General features: G+C 63.0%; 15 protein-coding genes. 4 read left to right on the forward strand and 11 right to left on the reverse strand.

All coding sequences use genetic code 11. The features are described 5' to 3' along the window. Window positions 1–140: 140 nt before the first annotated feature. From IPK59_08620 to IPK59_08655, 8 genes are all read right to left on the reverse strand, one after another. The gene (locus IPK59_08620; protein ID MBK8158806.1) at window positions 141–1598 is read right to left on the reverse strand and encodes a multicopper oxidase family protein; all 1458 of its coding nucleotides are present in this window, start codon (window positions 1596–1598) and stop codon (window positions 141–143) included. Between the two features lie 74 nt (window positions 1599–1672). Beyond that, window positions 1673–2008: a hypothetical protein gene (locus tag IPK59_08625; GenBank protein MBK8158807.1), complete on the reverse strand. Its 336-nt coding sequence runs from the start codon at window positions 2006–2008 to the stop codon at window positions 1673–1675. 94 nt (window positions 2009–2102) lie between these two features. Then, a complete protein-coding gene (locus tag IPK59_08630; GenBank protein MBK8158808.1) occupies window positions 2103–5207 on the reverse strand; it encodes an efflux RND transporter permease subunit in 3105 nt (1034 codons plus the stop codon). Between the two features lie 9 nt (window positions 5208–5216). Then, on the reverse strand, window positions 5217–6317 hold the full coding sequence (locus tag IPK59_08635) for an efflux RND transporter periplasmic adaptor subunit (protein ID MBK8158809.1): 1101 nt from the start codon (window positions 6315–6317) through the stop codon (window positions 5217–5219). A 112-nt stretch (window positions 6318–6429) separates the two neighbouring features. Next, window positions 6430–7005 (reverse strand): TetR family transcriptional regulator, encoded by a 576-nt coding sequence (locus IPK59_08640; protein ID MBK8158810.1) that lies wholly within the window; start codon window positions 7003–7005, stop codon window positions 6430–6432. A gap of 117 nt (window positions 7006–7122) precedes the next feature. Further along, window positions 7123–9186: a hypothetical protein gene (locus IPK59_08645; GenBank protein ID MBK8158811.1), complete on the reverse strand. Its 2064-nt coding sequence runs from the start codon at window positions 9184–9186 to the stop codon at window positions 7123–7125. A 105-nt stretch (window positions 9187–9291) separates the two neighbouring features. Continuing rightward, a complete protein-coding gene (locus IPK59_08650; protein MBK8158812.1) occupies window positions 9292–10398 on the reverse strand; it encodes a mandelate racemase/muconate lactonizing enzyme family protein in 1107 nt (368 codons plus the stop codon). 44 nt (window positions 10399–10442) lie between these two features. Continuing rightward, entirely contained in the window at window positions 10443–11006 is a 564-nt protein-coding gene (locus tag IPK59_08655; protein ID MBK8158813.1) for a RecX family transcriptional regulator, read from the reverse strand. A gap of 155 nt (window positions 11007–11161) precedes the next feature. Between IPK59_08655 and IPK59_08660 the strand changes: the two genes are divergently transcribed. Further along, on the forward strand, window positions 11162–12460 hold the full coding sequence (locus IPK59_08660) for an FAD-binding oxidoreductase (protein ID MBK8158814.1): 1299 nt from the start codon (window positions 11162–11164) through the stop codon (window positions 12458–12460). On the opposite strand, the gene IPK59_08665 is transcribed toward IPK59_08660, so the two are convergent. Beyond that, window positions 12461–12895: a nucleoside deaminase gene (locus IPK59_08665; protein ID MBK8158815.1), complete on the reverse strand. Its 435-nt coding sequence runs from the start codon at window positions 12893–12895 to the stop codon at window positions 12461–12463. It lies immediately after the preceding gene. A gap of 212 nt (window positions 12896–13107) precedes the next feature. Here IPK59_08665 and IPK59_08670 point away from each other — a divergent pair, with 212 nt between their 5' ends. The 3 genes from IPK59_08670 to rsmD are packed head-to-tail and all read left to right on the forward strand — an operon-like array spanning window position 13108 to window position 16173. After that, window positions 13108–13839 (forward strand): gamma-glutamyl-gamma-aminobutyrate hydrolase family protein, encoded by a 732-nt coding sequence (locus tag IPK59_08670; GenBank protein MBK8158816.1) that lies wholly within the window; start codon window positions 13108–13110, stop codon window positions 13837–13839. Beyond that, complete coding sequence (locus IPK59_08675; GenBank protein ID MBK8158817.1) at window positions 13836–15629, forward strand: pseudouridine synthase; 1794 nt, start codon at window positions 13836–13838, stop codon at window positions 15627–15629. The genes IPK59_08670 and IPK59_08675 overlap by 4 nt, the downstream gene beginning before the upstream one ends. Beyond that, the gene (gene rsmD / locus IPK59_08680; GenBank protein ID MBK8158818.1) at window positions 15610–16173 is read left to right on the forward strand and encodes a 16S rRNA (guanine(966)-N(2))-methyltransferase RsmD; all 564 of its coding nucleotides are present in this window, start codon (window positions 15610–15612) and stop codon (window positions 16171–16173) included. Before IPK59_08675 ends, rsmD begins: the two co-directional genes overlap by 20 nt. Before the next feature lie 15 nt (window positions 16174–16188). On the opposite strand, the gene IPK59_08685 is transcribed toward rsmD, so the two are convergent. After that, the gene (locus tag IPK59_08685; protein MBK8158819.1) at window positions 16189–17367 is read right to left on the reverse strand and encodes an MFS transporter; all 1179 of its coding nucleotides are present in this window, start codon (window positions 17365–17367) and stop codon (window positions 16189–16191) included. Beyond that, window positions 17364–19193, reverse strand: a complete 1830-nt coding sequence (gene mutL / locus IPK59_08690) for a DNA mismatch repair endonuclease MutL (protein MBK8158820.1) — start codon at window positions 19191–19193, stop codon at window positions 17364–17366. The genes IPK59_08685 and mutL overlap by 4 nt, the downstream gene beginning before the upstream one ends. Window positions 19194–19261: the final 68 nt, after the last annotated feature.

The raw sequence follows: 19261 nt of genomic DNA on the forward strand, positions 1-19261 counted from the left end.
CGAGTTTTTCTCATCGGTGACTTATGGGGCGCAGAGAAGACTGAGCAAAATCATATGGTTAAAACAGAGGGTGCGCCCCCGCAGGAGCGCGGCGATTCCCGCAAAGGAAAGAGGATCCGAAGCAGGAACGCCGCTCGCCTTCAGCTATAGGCAACCTCTGTCATCATGCCGGTCGCCATGTGGAGCAGGTTATGGCAATGGAAGGGCCAGCGGCCATCATTGTCGGCGTCGAAGGCGACCTTGACCTTGCCGCCCATCGGCACCAGCACGGTGTCCCGCATGGCACCCGGCACCACGCGGTCCTGCAATCCCACGACCTGGAAATGATGGCCATGAAGATGCATCGGATGTGCCATGTGGCTTCTGTTCACCATCTCGACGATGATGCGCTGGCCCTGAGCCACATCGAGCGGCGCTTGCCGGCCCGTGGCCGGATCGTCGATCGACCAGACATAGGGTGACATCGTGCCGTTCAGCGCCACTTGAATGACCTTGTCGGGGGATTTCGGGACAAGGGGCGCCAGGGCAACGAGCTTTGCTTCGAACTGGAGGTCGAGCGGCGCGCTTTCTGCCTCGGCCAGATCCGGGATCTTCGCGATGCTGCTACCCGGGCTTGCCAGAATGATTCCGGTGCGCTGCCTGGCCCCTTCCCGATGGGCGAGGATGGGGAAGGCGCCGCCTTCCTTGGGCAGATCGAGCAGGATGTCGAGGCGCTGTCCCATGCTTATCGGAAAGCGCTGGCCGCTCACCGGGCGGATCGGGTTGCCATCGACGGCGACCACGGTACCGATCAAGGCGCCAAGATCGATGTGAAAGGCCGTCGTCGTGGCGCCGTTGATCAAGCGCAGGCGAACACGGGCGCCGCGTTCGGTCCGCACCACCTGCGGATCAGCAAGGGTCCGGTCATTGGCGAGATAGGCGTCGTACTCGACGTCATTGAGGTCCATCGGCATCTGGTCCATCGCCATATCAGGCATATCCATGCTCGACATATCGTGGCCCGACATATCGTGACCTGACATGTCGGCACCGCCCATGTCGTGACCACTATGCGACATGGTTCCGCCAGTAAGGTCGGCCAGGATCTCAGCCGGATCGCGGAAGGCGAAATCGTGCAGCAGGACGACGACCTCCTGGATGTCGGCCGTCAGATCTTCAGCGCTGTGCACGATCAGGGGAGCCGCCATCAGGCTTTGCTCCTGCAGGCCATGGTGCGAATGCATCCAGTGCGTGCCGGGGCGCGGGATGAAATCGTAGCTGGCGGTGGCGCCGGCTGCCAGCAACGGTCGCATCTTGTCGGCGACACCGTCCTGCAGGTAAGGCGGCGTCATGCCGTGCCAATGGATGATCGTTGCTTCGCCGGCATCGTTGGTGAGATCAACCTGAAATCGTTGACCCGGATCGAGCACCAGGCCGGAGACACCATCGGGTTGCACAATGCCAAAGACACTGGCCGCCTTGCCGTTCACCTCCAGCGTGCGTCGGGTAATCGCAAGCTTGAGCGGTGCCGCGGCCAAGGCAAGACGGGGCATTGCTGCAAATGTGGCGAGTGAAACGCTGCCGGACATGAGCCGACGACGTGAGATCTGCTGAAACATGGTTCATTTCCATTCTGCGAAAGAAGAAGGAACGCGGCAGAAGGGAGTACCCCCATGCGCGTCACTGGGTCGCATCAGGAAAACGATCGTGGTGGTCGCAGAGACGGAGCGCTTGCCAATCCGGACCAAACGGTCGCTTTTTCGGGATGGAGAACGTGCCCGCCCCGGACCTGCACGGGTTCGGAGTCGGTTGGCAGCGTACCTTGCGACAGCATCGGGCAATAGCCGGCAGCACAGCAATCCATCTTCACGTGGCCAGCCGGTTTCTGCGGCGCCGGATGATCACAGTGATTGCCCTGATCCGCCACCATGACCGCATGCGCATGCGGCATGGGGAGTGGCGCAAGACCGGCCACGGCCAATCCGGCCAGAAAGCACAGGGATATGAGTGTCAGGAACAGCTTGCGCAATTCGCAGGTCCTTGCCCGGTCACCTCGGGGTTCGACCCATAATATAGAACGCAAACCAGCCGGGGCAAGAGTTGGCCCCGGCTGGTGCTGGGCGTTAACCCTCGATCGTCGCCGGATGAACCTGACCACCCAGGGAAGGTTGCTCGGACGCAATCTCGCCAGGCTTCGCCTTGCGATGATCCGACGCCAGGAAGGTGTAGAAGACCGGCAGCACGAACAAGGTGAAAAGCGTGCCGATGCTCATCCCGGCGACGATGACGATCGCAATCGACATGCGGCTGGCAGCGCCCGCACCGCTCGCGAACATCAGCGGGATAAGACCGGCAACCATCGCCGCCGTCGTCATCAGCACTGGCCGGAGGCGCATGCCGCAGGCGATCTCCACGGCTTCCAGCTTGCTCTTGCCATACTTCTCCTGCTGTTCCTTCGCCACCTCGCAGATGAGAATGCCGTGCTTGGTGATGAGTCCCACCAGCGTGACAAGCCCGACCTGGCTGTAGATGTTCATGGTCGAGTAGCCGAGGCCGAGCGGTATGAGCGCCCCGCAGATCGAGAGCGGCACGCTGATCATGATGACGATCGGGTCGCGCAGGCTTTCGAACTGCGCCGCCAGCACCAGGTAGATGATGGCGATGGCGAAGGCGAGCGTCACATAAAAGGCGCTGCCTTCCTGGATGAACTGGCGCGACTGGCCGGCATAGTCGACGGTGAAGCCTTCCGGCAGGACTTCCGCCGCGACTTCGTCCATCAAGGCCAGTGACGCACCCATCGGCGCGCCGATCACCGCGGAAATCACCGCGGCGTTCTGCTGGTTGAACTGGTTGAGAGAGATCGGCTGGACCTCCTCGTGCAGCGTCACGAGGCTGCCCAACGGCACACTGCTGCCGCTCGCCGTCCGCACATAGAATTCGCCAAGCTTCTGCGGATCAAGCCGGTCGACACGGGCGACCTGCGGAATGACCTTGTAGCTCTTGTTGTAAAGGTTCATGAGGTTGACATAGTTGCCGCCGGTCATGGTGGCCAGTGTCTGGGCGATTCCCAGCATGGTGACGCCGTAGGCCGCCGCCTTGTCACGGTCGACTTCGACAATGGTCTGCGGCTTCTCGAATTTGAGATCGATGTCCGAATAGAACATCATCATGTTGCTCTCGCCCAGGCGCTCCTTGAGCCGGACCATGTATCGGTCGACGACATCGGCAAGCGTGCGGTAGTCCGCCGTCGTGTTGATCACGAACTGGATCGGCACGCCATCGGCGCCCGGCAAGGACGGCACGGCGATGACGGCGGTGTTGAGGCCGGAAATCTGACTGAGACTGCCGGTGAGTTCCTGCAGGACCTCGGCCTGGCCGCGCTCGCGCTCATCCCAGGTCTTCAGAACGGAGACGCCGAAACCGGAATTGGTGCCGTCCGTACCGTTGATGGTGAAGAAGCCGTCGATTTCCGGAATGCTCTGGACGCCGTTCTTCATGGCGTCGCCGAAGCGGTCCATGTAATCGAGGTTGGCGCTGGTCGGCCCGGCATAGATGATGAAACCCGCACCCTGGTCCTCGGTCGGCGCCAGCTCCTTCTGGATGACCTGGAGGAACATGTATAGCGCGCCGCAGACGATGAAGGCGAAGACGACGGTCGCGGCGCGGTCGCGCAGCGAGGCACCCAGCAGGCGCAGATAGAAGCTGCGCACGCTGTCGAACACGACATCGATGCGGTGTGCCAGACCCCGCTTGTCCGGGTCGTGCTTCAGCAGCTTCGAGCACATCATCGGTGACAAGGTAAGCGCGATCACACCGGACACGATCACGGCGCCGGCCAGGGTCAAGGCGAATTCCTTGAACAAGGCACCGGTGAGGCCGGTCATGAAGGAGATCGGCGCATAGACGGCGGCCAGCGTAATCGTCATCGAGATGACCGGGCCGGCAATCTCTCGCGTGCCGACCAGAGCGGCCTGGAACGGTGACAATCCTTCCTCGATATGTCGATGCACGTTCTCGACCACGACGATGGCGTCGTCGACCACCAGGCCGATGGCCAGGACCATGGCCAGCAAGGTGAGGAGGTTGATCGAAAATCCGAGGATCAGCAGAAAGAGGCAAACGCCGATCAGCGAGAGCGGCATCGTCACCAGCGGGATGAGCACAGAGCGCATCGAGCCCATGAACAGGAAAATGACGACCATGACGATGAGCGCCGCTTCGCCAATCGTCTTCAGCACTTCCTCGATCGAGGCGCGAATGAAGATGGTCGAATCATAGGCGATCTGCATCTTCATGCCTGCCGGCAGATTGGCATCAAGCGTCGGGATCATGGCGCGGACATCGTCGATCACGGTCAGCGGATTGGCATCCGGGGTGGTCTTGATGCCGATGAACACCGCCTTGTCGCCGTTCACATAGACCGACGAGTCGGAGCTTTCGGGGCCTAACTCGACATTGGCAATGTCCGACATGCGGATCAGCTGCGCGCCCCTGTTGCGGATGACCAGGTCGCGGAATTCCTGCTCGCTCCTGAGATCGGTGCGCGCGGTTGTGCCGATGACGTCGAAATAACCCTTGGCGCTGCCCGCCGCAGCCAAATAGTTGTTGGCCTCAATTGCCACCTGCACTTCGCCGGCTGAAACATTGTATTGCGCCATGCGCTTCGGATCGAGCCAGATGCGCATCGCGAATTTCTGTCCGCCGAACAGTTCCGGATCGGCCACACCGGGCACGGTTGAAAGCTTCGGCTGGATCACGCGGCTGACATAGTCGGTGATCTGGCCCGGGCTCATCGTCTCGCTGGAGAAAGCGAGATACATCGCCGCGAACTGATCGCCGGTCGACTTCACGATCACCGGATCGTTGATGCCGCGCGGCAGCAGAGAGCGGGTCTGGTTGACCTTGGCGGTGACGGCCGTCATGGCCGCATCGGGATCCTCGTTGAGCCGCACATTGACGGTCACCACACTGGTACCGGCATAGGAGCGCGAGACCAGGTAATCGATGCCGTCGGCGGTCGCCACCGCCTTCTGAATGGGGTCGGTGATGAAGCCCTGCATCAGATCGCCATCGGCGCCTGGGAAGGTCGTGGTGACCGAGATGGTCGTGTTGAACAGCTCCGGATATTGCCGGATCTGCAACGACACGATCGACTGCAGGCCGAGCAGCAGAATGAGCAGGCTGATGACGGTCGCCAGGACCGGTCGTTTGATGAAGATATCGAACATGGCCTGATCCTACTCCACCGGCACTTCGGCCGGCACGGCCAGGGTATTGTCCGGAACGATGGCCACCCTGGTCCCCGTGTCGAGCTTCAACTGACCCGAGGTCACGACGTTCTCGCCGGCCTTCAATCCGTCTTCAATAATGACCACGCCATTGCGGCGTTCGCCCGATTTCACGATGCGCCGTTCGACGGTGGTCACACTTTCGCCTTGTTCGGTCTTGACCTGGTTGGCGACATAGACGAAGTCGCCATAAAGACTATAGCTGATGGATGTTTGCGGCACGACCACGACCTGCATACGCGTCGGCAGGATGATGGCGAGTTTTGCGAACATGCCGGGGCGCAGCAAACCATCCCGATTGTCGAAATAACCCTGCACCTCGACCATGCCGGTCGCCTCATTGACCAGCGGTTCGATCGCCGAGATTTTACCGTCGAAGGTCCTGATCGGATAGGCGTCGGTGGTCATGCGCACGTCCTGGCCCACCTTCAGATCCGACAATTCCTTTTGCGAGACGCTGAAGTTCACCAGCATCACGGTGAGATCCTGGATATTGACGATCGCATTGCCGGCATCGAGATACTGGCCGACATTGACCTTGCGAATACCGAGGACGCCATCGAAGGGCGCGCCGATCACCTTCTTCTCGATCTGCGCGGACAGGGCCGCGACCTCAGCAGAGGCGACCTCATATTCCGACTGCCGCTGCTCGAGTGTTGCCTTCGAAATATTGTCGCTGGTGCGCAAAGACTCACCGCGCGCCAGATTGGCTTTGGCCAGCTTCAGCGATGCCTGCGCGCTCGACAGATTGGCGCGTTCGACGTCGGCATCGAGCTGTACCAGCGTCTGGCCTTGGGACACCGTCTGGCCGGATTCGAATTTGATCTGCTGCACCAGGCCCGAAACCGAAGTGGTGACATCAACACCACGGCGCGCCTCCAGAACACCGATGGCCGAGACCTCGACCCCCCAATCCTGGGCCTCGGCCGGCTGCGCCGTCACGTTGACGACCGGGACCGGCATGCTGGCCATCGCATCGGCCATGGCCTGGAAGCCTGAGAAGATCTTCCAGAACACGCCACCGAACACGATCACGCTGCCGACCAGCATGATCAGCATCTTCCAGCTGAAAATGCTGCGCAGGATCGTCCTGGTCATTGACGGGGTCGGCATCGTCGTCTCCTCAACTCTCTGCATCTGGTCAGTCACGGCCGCGTGGTCACTACGCGGTCTGGGCAATGATTGGATCGGATAACTCGGAAGGCGCATTGTCACCCAGCAGAGCCAAGGCCTTTTCGCGGATAGCGTGGCGCCGGGTCTCATCCATGACCGGCGAGCCCACCAGCCGGTGCAGCCACAAGCCGTCCATCGCCAGGGCGACCAACAGCGCCATGCTGGGATCTTCGGAATCAGCGGTCAGGCGGCGGAACGCGGTGTCGATGGTGTCTTCGAGCGGTTCCAGCAGGCTGGGATTGGTGGCGATCGCGGCAAGGAGCGCGCAACCGGCCGGGTCCATTGTCGGTGCCGCGGGGTCGAACGAGGTTGCCACCAGAGCCCGAGCCCAGCGATTGGGCCCGGGGGTCAGGCGGTCGTAATGCGCCTGCTGCAGGCTCTCACATTGTCCAGCGAGGCGCGCGACCATGCCCTGGATCAGCGCTTCCTTGCTCTTGAAGTGATAGAGCACACCGCCCTTGCTGATGCCGGCGATGCGCGCGGCCTCATCCAGCGTCAGGGCCGCGACACCTTGGGTGCGGACGACGCTGAGGGCGGCATCGATGATCTGTTCGCGGGTGCTCATTCGCACATACTCATTGGGCCGTGATGGACTCTACTGAAGTGACTGAGAATCTGTTGCAGCGCGGCAAACTATACCGTCCAGACGGTACAGTAAAGTTCGAAAAATGGGGATTCTGACCTAAACTTCTGCGTTCAACCGCAGCATATGGCTGGGTTGCTCGGTTGCCACGCCCATGATTTCCGCTTGGCTGGGCTGGATCACGGCCGGTCCGGCGGGGATGCGGATCGTCGCCGTTGTCCCGGCATCTGGCTCGCTGGTGAGCGTGATCGCAATCCGCAACCTGTCACACAGCATTTTGGTGATCGGCAAACCCAGCCCGACCCCACTGTTGGCCGCCACGTAAGGATTGCGCAGCGAGCGGGAGAACGGCACGAAGGCATTGCGCAACTCCTCCGGGCTCATGCCGATTCCGGTGTCCTTGATCGTGACCAGGGTCGATCCATCTTCCTGGCGCGCGGCGAAGAGGCTGACCCTGCCATCGGGCCGCGTGTATTTCACCGCATTGGTCAAGAGATTGGTCAGGATCTGGCGCAATGGCGTTTCGTCGAGGCTCACCTCGAGATTTGCGGGAATACCGTTTATCCAGGTGATCCGCTTCTCGGCCCATTGCCGTTCCAGCATGCGCTTGATGCTGTCGGCGACCTCGCCGAGGCGCAGCGGGGCAGCGACCGGCCCCTGCCCGTCACCCTCAAGGCGCGCAAATTCCAGGACCTGTTCGATAAGATGCTGCAGATGGCGGCCAAGGCCAATGATGTCAGCGAGATAGCTGCGTTCGCGCGGTTCCAGCTTCGCAGCCGCGGTCATCTCCAGCAATTCGGAAAAGCCAATGATGCCGTTGAGCGGTGTGCGCAATTCATGGCTCATATGGGCGAGGAATTCGGATTTGATCTGCCCCGCGCGAATGGCTTCGTCGAGCGCCAGCTGTGTTGCCTGCATCTGCGACTGTAAATTATGCGCCATGTCGAGCAAGGCTTCCTCGGTCTGGCGTATCTCCTTGAAGCCACCCTCCGGCATAGCGAGGTCGGTGAACTCGCCGACGCGGACCTTCAGCGCATTGCGCTCGAGGCGGCGCAGGCCACTGACGATCGGCTGCGACAGCGCCATGCCCGAGAGGACCGTCACCAGCGCGATACCGCCCACCAGCCAGACCACAGAATCGCGGACGCCGGCAAACCACCCAAGGGGACCGGCGCGCGGCACGGCGACACCTACCAGCCAGGAGAGGCCGTGAAAATCAATGGGCGCCAGTTCGGCTAGATAGCCGGCACCGTCCCATTCCAGCGCGCGATAGCCAACCGGGCGGGAGCCGGCCGGGGACATGCCCGCCTGCCACACCGCCTGCAGCAAGGAGGCGCCGATATCGGACATCTCGGGGAGTGCGCGCGCGGAATTGCGCCCCAGGCTGCGGGAGATGGCGCCGGCGGTCATCTCGGAAGCCGCGATCACCTTGCCGTCATCAGTGAGCAGAAAGGCGCGGCCCCCGATATCCCGTTCGAGACCGCCGAAGAACAGCGACAGATCGGCAAGCGTGATATCTGCGCCAATCACGCAGTTCATGGCGCCGCCGCAATTCGCCGGCCGGGCGACACTGATCCCGGGCTGGCGCGTGGTCCAGAAAATATAAGGTTCCGTCCAACCGCTGTTGAGGCCGCGGGTCGCCGCCGCGTACCAGGGGCGCAGGCGTGGGTCGAAGCCGTCGACCATGCCCGCCTCGGGCACGATGTCTTCGTAGAAGGCATTGCGCCATGTCACCCTCACGTCGCGGCTGCGGCGCTGCACCTCGATCGACTTGAACATGAACTGATCGCCGGCCACCGTGTTCATGCGCAGCACATAGTTGAAGCTGCCATCTTCGTAGCCGACATACATGCCGGATAGGTTGGGATGCGCCATCAGTTGCTGCCACAGATAGCGCTGCAGGATCGCACGATCCTGTGACGCGATCGTACCTTCGGTGATGGCACGGGCGGTGGCGTCGGTTGAGCGCTCAGCTTCGGCAAGATATCCCGTGGTCCGGGAGATGATGTGGCCATTGGCACTTTGCATCAGGGCTCGCGCGGCCGAATCGGTCCCGCGTTGGGCAATGACGATGCCTCCGCCGATGATCGACAAGGCGGCAAAGCCGACGAGCAATGGCAGAGCAATCAGCAATGCCGTGCGAACGGACCAGAAAGGACGCATATTGAGGACAATGCTCCTCAAATTCGTAAAATGTGGGGCGATTTCCCGCTTGCGCGACCTTACATGACTTAGTCGGGATCGCAAGCGGGCGTTAAGCAAATGCCGCTATCCGCCGATGTTCACGACCGCGGGTCCGATGACATCGCTGCGCGGTGTGACACCGAGGCCCGGCGTCGTGCTGGCGGACATGCGTCCCTGCTTGCGTTGCGGTCCACCTTCGGCAATTGATCGCGTGACATAGGAATTGAAATCCGTGGCAGAGAAGAGCAATTCGGGCGGCGTCGAATGCGCGAGATGGGCGATGGCCGCCGTGGCAATATCGCCGCCCCAGGTATCCTCGATCGTCATGGCAATACCCAGCGCCACACAGAGGTCACGAATCTGCTTGGCCTTGGTAAGGCCGCCAACCTTGCTGATCTTGAGATTGATGACATCCATGGCAAGGTCGGTATGGCCCTTCAGCACGGCACCGAGGGAATCGATCACTTCATCAAGGATGAAGGGGCGCGCTGTCCGGCGCCGGATCGAGAGGCACTCCTCGTAGGACATGCAGGGCTGCTCGATATAGACGTCGATATCACGGACAGCGTCGACAACGCGTGCGGCTTCATGCATCAGCCAGCCGGTATTGGCATCGGCGATCAGCACGTCGCCGGGCTCAAGCTCGTCGGCGCAGGCTTCGATACGCTCGATATCGGTGTCGGGATCACCGCCGACCTTCAACTGGAATTTGGAATAGCCCTCGGCGCGGTATTGATGAACGCGCTGCGCCATATCGGCCGGAGCCTCCTGGCTGATGGCGCGGTAGAGCTTGAAATCCTCGCCAAAGCGACCGCCGAGCAAGGTCACCACCGGCAAGCCGGAAACCTTGCCGAGAATATCCCAGCAGGCGACATCGATGCCGGATTTCACATAGGGATGCCCGCGCAAGGCCTGGTCCATGCGGCGGTTGAGGACATCCAGATCGCGCGGGTCGAGGCCGATGAGCTTTGGCCCGATTTCCTTGAGGCCGGTCCTGACACCTTCCGCATAGGCCGGTAGATAGGCCGGCCCCAGCGGGCAGACTTCGCCATAGCCGGTGATGCCCTTGTCGGTCTCTACCACGATGACCGTTGAGTCGAACACGGTCACGGAATTACCGCCGGACCATTTGTAGGTCCCTTCATGCAGCGGCAGTTCGACGCGATGGGCGCGGATGGCGGTGATCTTCATGAAACTGTCCCCTGATGCTTGCCCGACGGCAGATGCTCTCGGTATTACCCTTCGTCACCGTCGATGTCGATATCATCCGCCGCACCCAGCACGCGTTTGGCGAGCGCAAAGCTGAATCCGGCCCTGGCCATGGCGGAAAGGTCACGCTTGGCCTGTACCAGGCGCTGCTCGCCGGCGATATGCCGGGCGCGGTAGCGGCCGAGCCGGCGGCGCTTGGCATAGGCAATGGCCGCTGCCTCCTCGGTGTCGCCGAATTCCTCGACCAGGCTTTCCATCGCCATACCCTGCATGTCCTGATTGATGCCGAGCTGCGCGAGCTTGGCGCCGATCTGACGGCGCGAGGCGCCGCGGCGGGTGAGGCTCGCGGCCTTCATGCCGGCAAAGGCCTGGTCGTCGAGGAAGCGGTTGCGCTCCAGCTTTTCGATCACCGCCGGGATCGCGGCCAGCATCTCGGTGGGATCGTCGCCGTGGAAATGGGTCGATCTGCGGATGCGGCGCGTCAGCATTTCCTGTACCCGCTTCTTGGTAGTCGCAAAGCGTGCGAGATAATCGAGGGCGATCTGGTCGAGATCGGTGATCGCGAGGCGGCGAGGTCGGCGGTCGGCCATGATATGAGGTTCCTTCGCCGCGAAGCTTTGCAGATTCCCGCGACCGAGACAAATATCTGTCCAGGACAATTTTTCCGGACCGTCTGGAAACCGCGCGAAATCCGGTCTATCAATTCCGCGCCCAATTCCTTGGGTTCTGGGGGAGCGTCCGCGACATGTCCGAGTCGATTTTCGCCGCCAACTACAAGAACGAGGCCTATTGGTGGGAGGCAGCCCCCCGTCCGGATCGATGCGCGACCAGCCTGCCTGCCAAGGTGGACGTGTTGGTGATCGGCTCCGGCTATACCGGGCTGATGGCCGCGCGCGAAACCGCCAAAGGCGGCCGCTCGACCCTGGTTCTCGATGCGGAGGCAGCCGGTTTTGGCTGCTCCAGCCGCAATGGCGGCCAAGTCTCGACCAGCATTAAACCAACCTATGGCGAACTCTCAGGTCGCCTCAATCAGGAAACCGCCTTTGGGATCCGCCGCGAGGGCTTGAATGCGCTTGGGTACATCGGCGATCTGATCACCGGCGAAAACCTCGCTTGCGATTGGGAGGTGAGCGGTCGCTTCCATGCCGCGCACAACCCCAAGCAGTACGACGCCCTGGCCAAGAGCCTCGCCGCCCAGCCCAAGGACCTCTCCAGCCCCTATTTCATGGTCCCGAAGGCAGAGCAGGCCAAGGAGATCGATAGCGCCTTTTATCATGGTGGTGCCGTGCATTCGAAACATGCAGCACTCCATCCCGGCAAGTTCCATCTCGAATTGCTGCGCCTCGCTGAGGCCGCCGGCGCGCAGGTGGTCGGCTATTGCCCGGTCACGACGATCGAGAAGGATGGCCAGGGCTTCATCGTCTCGACACCGCTTGGCAAGGTTTCCGCGCGTGACGTGGTTGTCGCGACCAACGGATATACCGGACCACTGACACCCTGGCATCGCCGGCGGGTCATCCCGATCGGTAGCTATATCATCGCCACGGAAGAACTGCCGCTGGAGTTGACCAGCCGGCTGCTGCCGACCAATCGCATGATCTCCGACACCAGGAAGCTCGTGTTCTACTACCGCCTGTCACCGGACAAGCGCCGTATCCTGTTCGGCGGCCGTGTCGCCTATAAGGAGAACGACCCGAAGGTCAGCGCGCCACGCCTCCACAATTGGATGTCGCTGATTTTCCCGGAGGTCAAGGAGACCAAGGTCACCCATAGCTGGATGGGCTATGTCGCCTATACCTTCGACACGTTGCCGCATATCGGGAAGCAGGACGGCCTGTGGTATGCGATGGGCTATTGCGGCTCGGGCGTGTCGCTCGCCACCTATTTCGGCATGAAGATCGGCCAGCAGGTCCTGGGCAAGGCGGACGGCAGATCCGCGCTCGACAACGTGCCGTTCCAGACGCGCCCGCTTTATGAAGGCAATCCGTGGTTCCTGGCGCCGTCGATCCTCTACTACCGGATCAAGGATTCGCTGCCGATCTAACTATCTCCGCGACCGGAAGAAACTCCGCAGCAACTCGGCACTCCGTGCTTCGCCGACGCCGCCGGTAACATTCGGCCGATGATGGCAGGTGGGGAGGGTGTAGATTTTGGGCCCGCTGTCGACCCCGCCGCCCTTCGGGTCCGGCGCCGCATAGATCACCCGTCGCAGGCGCGCGAACGAGATCGCGGTGGCGCACATCGGGCAAGGTTCCAGTGTCACGTAGAGATCGGCGAAAGGCAGGCGCTTTTCCTTCCGCCCCATGGCCACGGCCCGGATCACGAGCATTTCGGCGTGCGCGGTCGGATCATGCAGCTCCTCGACCCGGTTGTGGTCGGCCGCCAGCACCTCGCCGCTCACCGGATCGACCAGGACGGCGCCGATCGGCACCTCGGCGCGCTGATAGGCGGCTTCGGCCTGGCGAAAGGCCAGTTCCATGAAATCGACGGGTGGATGGGGGGCTAAATCAGGCATTTGCCTATGTTCCCCTCCCCAAAAGCGCCGGTCAAGCGGGGCCGCCCTGCGCGTGACGCCCTTGTATCGGCGGGGGCGATATGAAATAGCTTGCCCTGAAATCCTGCCAGAGCCGCCAATCCCCGACATAACCGGGCATTCATAGTCCGGCGCGCAGGTGAATTTGGAGCCAAATCATGACCAATCCCCTCATCGGCCTCACCTTGGATGTCGATGCCCCGCGCGGCCTTTCCAAGGCACCGCATTATTCCCTGCGCGCCACCTATACCCAGGCGGTGTCGAGCGCCGGCGGCATGCCCATGTGCCTGCCCCATGAACCCGAGATGGTCGAGGCCTATGCCGACACCATTGCCGGCCTGGTCGTGACCGGCGGCGGCTTCGACGTCAACCCGGCGCTGTTCGGCGAGAACACCAAGCATGCGACTGTGCGCACCAAGGAAGGTCGCACGTCGTTCGAGCTCGGCATCGTGAAGGCAATGCTGAAGCGCAACAAGCCGGTGCTCGGCATCTGCGGTGGCCAGCAGCTTATCAATGTCATTTTGGGGGGAACCCTTATCCAGCATATCGAGGATGAGGTCGCGGATTCGCTGCTCCACGAACAGCCCAACCCGCGCACCGAGCCCGGGCATAAGGTCAAGCTGACCCCCGGCACGCTCCTGCAGCGGATCATCGGTGCTGAAGAACTGCCTGTGAACAGCGCACATCACCAGGCGGTGAAGTCGGTCGGTGCAGGTGTGGTCGTCAACGCAACCGCCCCCGACGGGGTGATCGAGGGGATCGAGGACCCTCGCTATAAATTCTGCCTTGGGGTGCAGTGGCATCCCGAACTCAATGTCTCGGCAGGCGATGCCAAGATCCTTTCTGCCTTCGTTGATGCGGCCCGTGTTTCATCGGTCGTCGCAGCATGAGCAAGGATCAGAAGCGGATCAAAAGTGCCCATGCTGGCGAACGTATTGCCAAGGTGATGGCGCGTGTTGGTCTCTGCTCGCGGCGCGACGCGGAGATCTGGATCGTCAATGGCCGCGTCAGCGTCAACGGCAAGGTCCTCACCTCGGCGGCGGTGAATGTCGGCACCAAGGATGTGATCCTGGTCGACGGCCAGCCCTTGCCGGAGAAGCAGCTGTCGCGGGTCTGGCTCTATTACAAGCCCAAGGGCCTGATGACGACGGCTTACGACCCGGAAGGCCGTGCCACCGTGTTCGACAACCTGCCGGCCGATATGCCGCGGGTGATCTCGATCGGCCGTCTCGACTTGAATTCCGAAGGCCTGCTGCTGCTCACCAATGATGGCGAGCTGGCGCGCAAGCTGGAACTGCCGACCACCGCCTGGATCCGCCGTTACCGCGTCCGCGTCAATGGCCGCTTCGACCCGAAGCTGCTTGATGGCCTGAAGGACGGCATCGAGATCGACGGTGTGCGCTACGGCCCGATCATCGCGTCCTTCGACCGCCAGCAGGGTGCCAATGCCTGGCTCAACATGGCGCTGACCGAGGGTAAGAATCGCGAAATCCGCCGCATCTGCCAGCATTTCGGCTGGCCGGTCAGCCGTTTGATCCGCGTCGGCTATGGTCCCTTCCGCCTGGACGAGATGGAGCCGGGTCAGGTCCATGAAGTTAAGGGCAAATTGCTGAAAGAGCAGTTGCAGTTCGGCAACGATTACCGCCACGAAGAAAAGACCGATCTGGAAAAGGCGGCCCAGGAATCCGAGAACCGCCGCGCCCGTCGCGAACGTCCGGCCTTCGACAAGGGTCCTGACAAACGTACCCGCGAGAAGAACATGCCGCGCAGCGAGCGGGAAGCTCGGGCCGAACGACCGGTCCGCGCCGAGCGCAGTGAACGGCCCGCGCGTGCCGAGGTTCCTGCAGGCAGCGAAGGTCGCGGCCGCAATCAGCGGCCAGGCCGCAACGAGCGCATGGCCCGCGAAGACGGCGCAGCGCCGCGCTTCGAACGGCCGGCCCGCAGCGAGAAGCCGAGTTGGGACAAGTCACCGCGTCCGGGGAACAGGCCTGAAAAGCCGATCCGGCCAGCACGTGCCGAGCAAGCCAGCCGGTCTGAGCGACCCTTGCGCGATGAGCGGCCGCGTGAAGAGCGAGCACCACGGACCGAGCGGCCCGCGCGCACCGACGCGCCCTATCGCAGCGAAAGGCCGAGCTGGGCGGACAAGCCGCGGCGGAGCGATTCACCGGGCCGTGGCGATCGACCCGAGCGCGGCGAACGACCGGCTTTTGTGAAGCGTGAGGATCGACCGGCGCGGGACGAGCGGCCGCGTCGCAACGAGTCGGGCGGACAAGGCGGCAAGCCAAGCTGGTCGAGACAGCCGGATCGCGATGAGCAGCCGGTGCGCCAGGAGCGTGCCCGCCGCAACGATCGCGGCGCCCGCAACGAACAGGCCGCGCGCGGCGATGCGCCCAAACCCGGCCTGAAACCCGGTTGGGCGAAGAACAAGCCCACCAAACCGCAGCCCGGCACCGGCCGCAAGCCGGACCGTGACCGCGCGATCAAGGACGAGCGCTACGCCCGGAGCGAACGCCCGACCGTCGACGAGCGGCCGCGCAAGAGCTTTCTGAAGCCGGCCGGCGACATGCCCAGGAGCGATAAGCCGAGGGGGCCGAAACCGACGGGCGACAAGCCCCGTGGAAAACCAGCCGGCAAATCTGGCGGCAAGCCGGGATCGGGCAATGCGCGTCGATTCAGGTAGCCATCGTGGAACCCGCCTCGCTGTCCCGGAAGGCAGCGATGTGCGGCCGACCTCGGACCGGGCACGCCAGGCGATCTTCAACATCCTCGTCCACGGCCACGATGTGGTCGCCGGGGCCAAGGTGCTGGATGTCTTCGCCGGCTCCGGCGCCTTGGGGCTGGAAGCCTTGTCGCGGGGGGCCACGTCACTGATCGCGATCGAGAAGGATCGCGCCGCCGCGGATTGCATCAAGCAGAATATCGCCGCCTGCCAGGAAACCCAGCGCAGTACGATCGTGCTGGGCGACGCGCTCAATCCGCCCGAAGCACACCGCCACGCCCGCTTCACCCCGGCCGATCTGGCCTTTCTGGACCCGCCCTATGGCCAGGATCTGATTGTCCCGGCTTTAACGGCGCTCGACCGGCGCGGATGGATCGCCGCGAATGCTCTGATCGTGGCGGAAATGGGGGGGCGGGATGCGTTCGCGCCACCACCCGGCTTCAGCCTGGTCGATGAGCGGCGCTATGGCAAGGCGCGCATCATCTTCCTGCAACGCGACGCGTGATCTTTCGGCACAGCGCTATTTGCGCGGCAGCAGGAACAGCGCCAGCCCAGCGACATTGACGGCTGCCGCCAGTGCGAAAGCGGTGCTGGCACCAAGCTGGTCCCAAGCCAAACCCATCGCCGCTGATCCGACGAAGATCGCGATGCCGGCGGCCAGGTTGAAAACACCGAAGGCCGTGCCGCGCAGATGTGCCGGTGCGTAATCGGCCACCAGGGCCGAGAAGACACCCTGCGTGAAGGTGAGGTGCAGGCCCCAGATGCCGGCGCCGATCCAGACCAGCAGCGGTCCCGTCGCAAGCACCATGGTCAGATGCGAGAGGACCAGCAGCGCAAAGCCGAGGGCGATCACGCGTGTGCGGCCGATCCGATCGGACCAGATGCCGGCCAATGGCGTCAGCGGAACGGCGACGAGGTTCATCACCACCAAGGTCATCGGCGCCCAGGCCGCGTCAACGCCGACATCCTGTGCGCGCAGGATATGGAACGCTTCGGAAAAGCGTGGCAGCAGCAGCAGGAACAAAAGACCCATCGCCAGCCAGAAGGGTCGCCCGAGTTGACGGAGTTCGCTGAGGCGCAGGGGAAAGGGCCGCTTCACGCGGGGCTCCGTGACGGCCGGCTCGCGCACACCGGTCAGCATCACGGCGACCGAGAGGATGGCGGGGACACAGGCCCACCACAGAACCGGCGTCACGTCGCCGAGATAAAGCTGCAGCAGCAGGATGGCGGCCAGGGGTCCGATGACGGCACCGGCATTGTCGAGCGCCTGGCGCACGCCATAGGCATAGCCACGATGCTCGGGGGCCACCCAATCGGCAATCAGTGCATCGCGCGGCGCGCCGCGCACACCCTTGCCGAAGCGATCGGCAAAGCGACCCGCGAACACCATGAAGGGCGTTGCCGCCATCGGAAAGATCACCTTGGAACAAGCGCTCAGGCCATAGCCCAGGGCGGCGATGTATTTGCGGTTCCGCCAGTAGTCACTAAGCGCGCCGGAGAAAATCTTGGTGATCGAGGCCGTGGCTTCCGCGAGACCGTCGATGATCCCAACCAAGAGCACGCTGGCACCCATCGTGTTGACGAGCAGCAGCGGGAGCACTGCGTGCACGATCTCGCTCGACCCATCCATCAGCAAGCTGGTCAATCCCAGCATCCAGATGGTGCGTGGCAAAGCGGGCCGCTGCCCCTCCGCCCTCATCGACGCCCGAACAACCGTTCGATATCGGAGAGCTTCAGCTCAACATAGGTCGGCCGGCCATGATTGCACTGGCCGGAATGAGGAGTCGCCTCCATCTGGCGCAGCAGCGCGTCCATTTCGGCTGGCAGTAATTGCCGCCCGGCGCGCACAGAACCATGGCACGCCATGGTCCCACAGATGTCCTCGAGCTTCTCCTTGAGGCTAAGGACCGCACCGAGTTCGGCGATTTCTTCCGCCAAATCACGCACCAGGCCTTTGACATCGCTTTGTCCCAACAGGGCCGGTACTTCGCGCACCGCGATCGCATCGTGACCGAAGGCTTCAATCGCAAGGCCCAGTTCCTCGAGTTCCGCGCTACGCGCCAGCAGCGATCCCACCAGCTTGGCCGGGAGTTCGACGATCTCCGGGATGAGCAGCGCCTGGCGCTTCACACCGCCGCTGGCCAGCGCCACCTTCATGCGCTCCAGGACCAGGCGTTCATGGGCGGCATGCTGGTCGACGATGACCATGCCGTCCTTGGTCTGCGCCACGATATATGTGCCAAAGATCTGTGCCCGCGCGATGCCCAGCGGATAATCCTGTTGGGGGACATTGTCCTGCATCGGTGCATGAGCGACGCCGGATGGCCGCGCCATTTCCGGCGAGAGGGGGGCAAAAGCGGCCATCGCCTGCTGCACGACACCGGCATTGAAGCGATTGAGTTGGCCGTTGCCGCCATGCATCGCCTGGTAGGCTGTCGGCAAAGGTGCCGCGACGCCGGACATGCCACCGAAGGCCGCGATCGCCGCATTGGCAACGGTGGTCGAGGCGCGGTGCCCCGACGCATCCATGGCGCGGCGAATGGCACCGACGATGAGGCCGCGCACCATGGCCGGATCCTGGAAGCGCACCTCGGCCTTGGCCGGATGCACATTCACATCGACGAGCTCGGGCGGGCAGTTGAGGAACAAGGCCACCAGCGGGTGCCGGTCGCGCGCCAGGAAATCCTGATAGGCGCCGCGAATGGCCCCCTGCAACAGCCGGTCGCGCACCGGCCTGCCATTGACGAAGAGATATTGCGAGGCAGCCGTCGCCCGGTTGAGCGTTGGTAAGCCGGCAAAACCGCTGAGGTTCAGCCCTTCCCGCTCGACCGAGAGCGCCACGGCATTCGCGGCGAAATCGCGCCCCATGACGTCGCCGAGGCGCTTCAACCGTGCGGCATCCGGCGCCTCCATGAGGTCCGCTTGCGCGGCATCGAGGCGCAGCACGCTCTTTCCGTCATCGGTCAACGAGAAGGCGATTTCGGGATGCGCCATGGCGATCCGTTCCAGGATCTCGACCACGGCATTCTGCTCGGACCGCGCGGTCTTCAAGAACTTGAGGCGCGCGGGGACGGCATAGAACAAGTCGCGCAACTCGACCCGCGTGCCGGCGGTGATGGCGGTCGGCTCCGGTCCCTGCCGCTCACCGCCTTCGACCCGGATGATCCAGCCTTCCTCGGCGCCGCGCGCGCGGCTGGCGATGGAAAGCCGCCCCACCGCGCCGATCGAGGGCAGGGCCTCGCCGCGGAAACCGAAGAAGCCGATATGGACGAGATCGTCATCGGGCAGTTTCGAGGTCGCGTGCCGCTCGATGGCCAAGGCCAGCTCGCGAGGGCCCATGCCATGGCCGTCATCGGTGACACTGATAAAGCTCTTGCCACCCTCGCGCAGTTCGACGGCAACGCGGGCGGCGCCCGCATCGACGGCATTCTCGACCAGTTCCTTCACCACCGAGGCAGGTCGTTCGATGACCTCGCCGGCGGCGATCTGGTTGACGAGATTGGCTGGCAAAAGACGAATCGGCATGAGGTTTAGTCTAGCACCCTATCCGGGAGCAATTGTACCGTCCGTCGCTGGGGACTTGCGGGGCGTGC

The sequence above is a fragment of the Rhodospirillaceae bacterium genome (assembly GCA_016712715.1).
Classification (GTDB): Bacteria; Pseudomonadota; Alphaproteobacteria; order Dongiales; family Dongiaceae; genus Dongia.

What these genes read in the sequence shown, in the direction of transcription:
- IPK59_08635 (MBK8158809.1), bottom strand. Translation starts at nt 6,317, where the DNA reads ATGCTGGTCGGCAGCGTGATCGTGTTCGGTGGCGTGTTCTGGAAGATC.
- IPK59_08675 (MBK8158817.1), top strand. Translation starts at nt 13,836, where the DNA reads ATGAGCAAGGATCAGAAGCGGATCAAAAGTGCCCATGCTGGCGAACGT.
- mutL (MBK8158820.1), bottom strand. Translation starts at nt 19,193, where the DNA reads ATGCCGATTCGTCTTTTGCCAGCCAATCTCGTCAACCAGATCGCCGCC.
- IPK59_08620 (MBK8158806.1), bottom strand. Translation starts at nt 1,598, where the DNA reads ATGTTTCAGCAGATCTCACGTCGTCGGCTCATGTCCGGCAGCGTTTCA.
- IPK59_08660 (MBK8158814.1), top strand. Translation starts at nt 11,162, where the DNA reads ATGTCCGAGTCGATTTTCGCCGCCAACTACAAGAACGAGGCCTATTGG.
- IPK59_08670 (MBK8158816.1), top strand. Translation starts at nt 13,108, where the DNA reads ATGACCAATCCCCTCATCGGCCTCACCTTGGATGTCGATGCCCCGCGC.
- IPK59_08655 (MBK8158813.1), bottom strand. Translation starts at nt 11,006, where the DNA reads ATGGCCGACCGCCGACCTCGCCGCCTCGCGATCACCGATCTCGACCAG.
- IPK59_08650 (MBK8158812.1), bottom strand. Translation starts at nt 10,398, where the DNA reads ATGAAGATCACCGCCATCCGCGCCCATCGCGTCGAACTGCCGCTGCAT.
- IPK59_08645 (MBK8158811.1), bottom strand. Translation starts at nt 9,186, where the DNA reads ATGCGTCCTTTCTGGTCCGTTCGCACGGCATTGCTGATTGCTCTGCCA.
- IPK59_08630 (MBK8158808.1), bottom strand. Translation starts at nt 5,207, where the DNA reads ATGTTCGATATCTTCATCAAACGACCGGTCCTGGCGACCGTCATCAGC.
- IPK59_08665 (MBK8158815.1), bottom strand. Translation starts at nt 12,895, where the DNA reads ATGGAACTGGCCTTTCGCCAGGCCGAAGCCGCCTATCAGCGCGCCGAG.
- rsmD (MBK8158818.1), top strand. Translation starts at nt 15,610, where the DNA reads ATGCGCGTCGATTCAGGTAGCCATCGTGGAACCCGCCTCGCTGTCCCG.
- IPK59_08685 (MBK8158819.1), bottom strand. Translation starts at nt 17,367, where the DNA reads ATGAGGGCGGAGGGGCAGCGGCCCGCTTTGCCACGCACCATCTGGATG.
- IPK59_08640 (MBK8158810.1), bottom strand. Translation starts at nt 7,005, where the DNA reads ATGAGCACCCGCGAACAGATCATCGATGCCGCCCTCAGCGTCGTCCGC.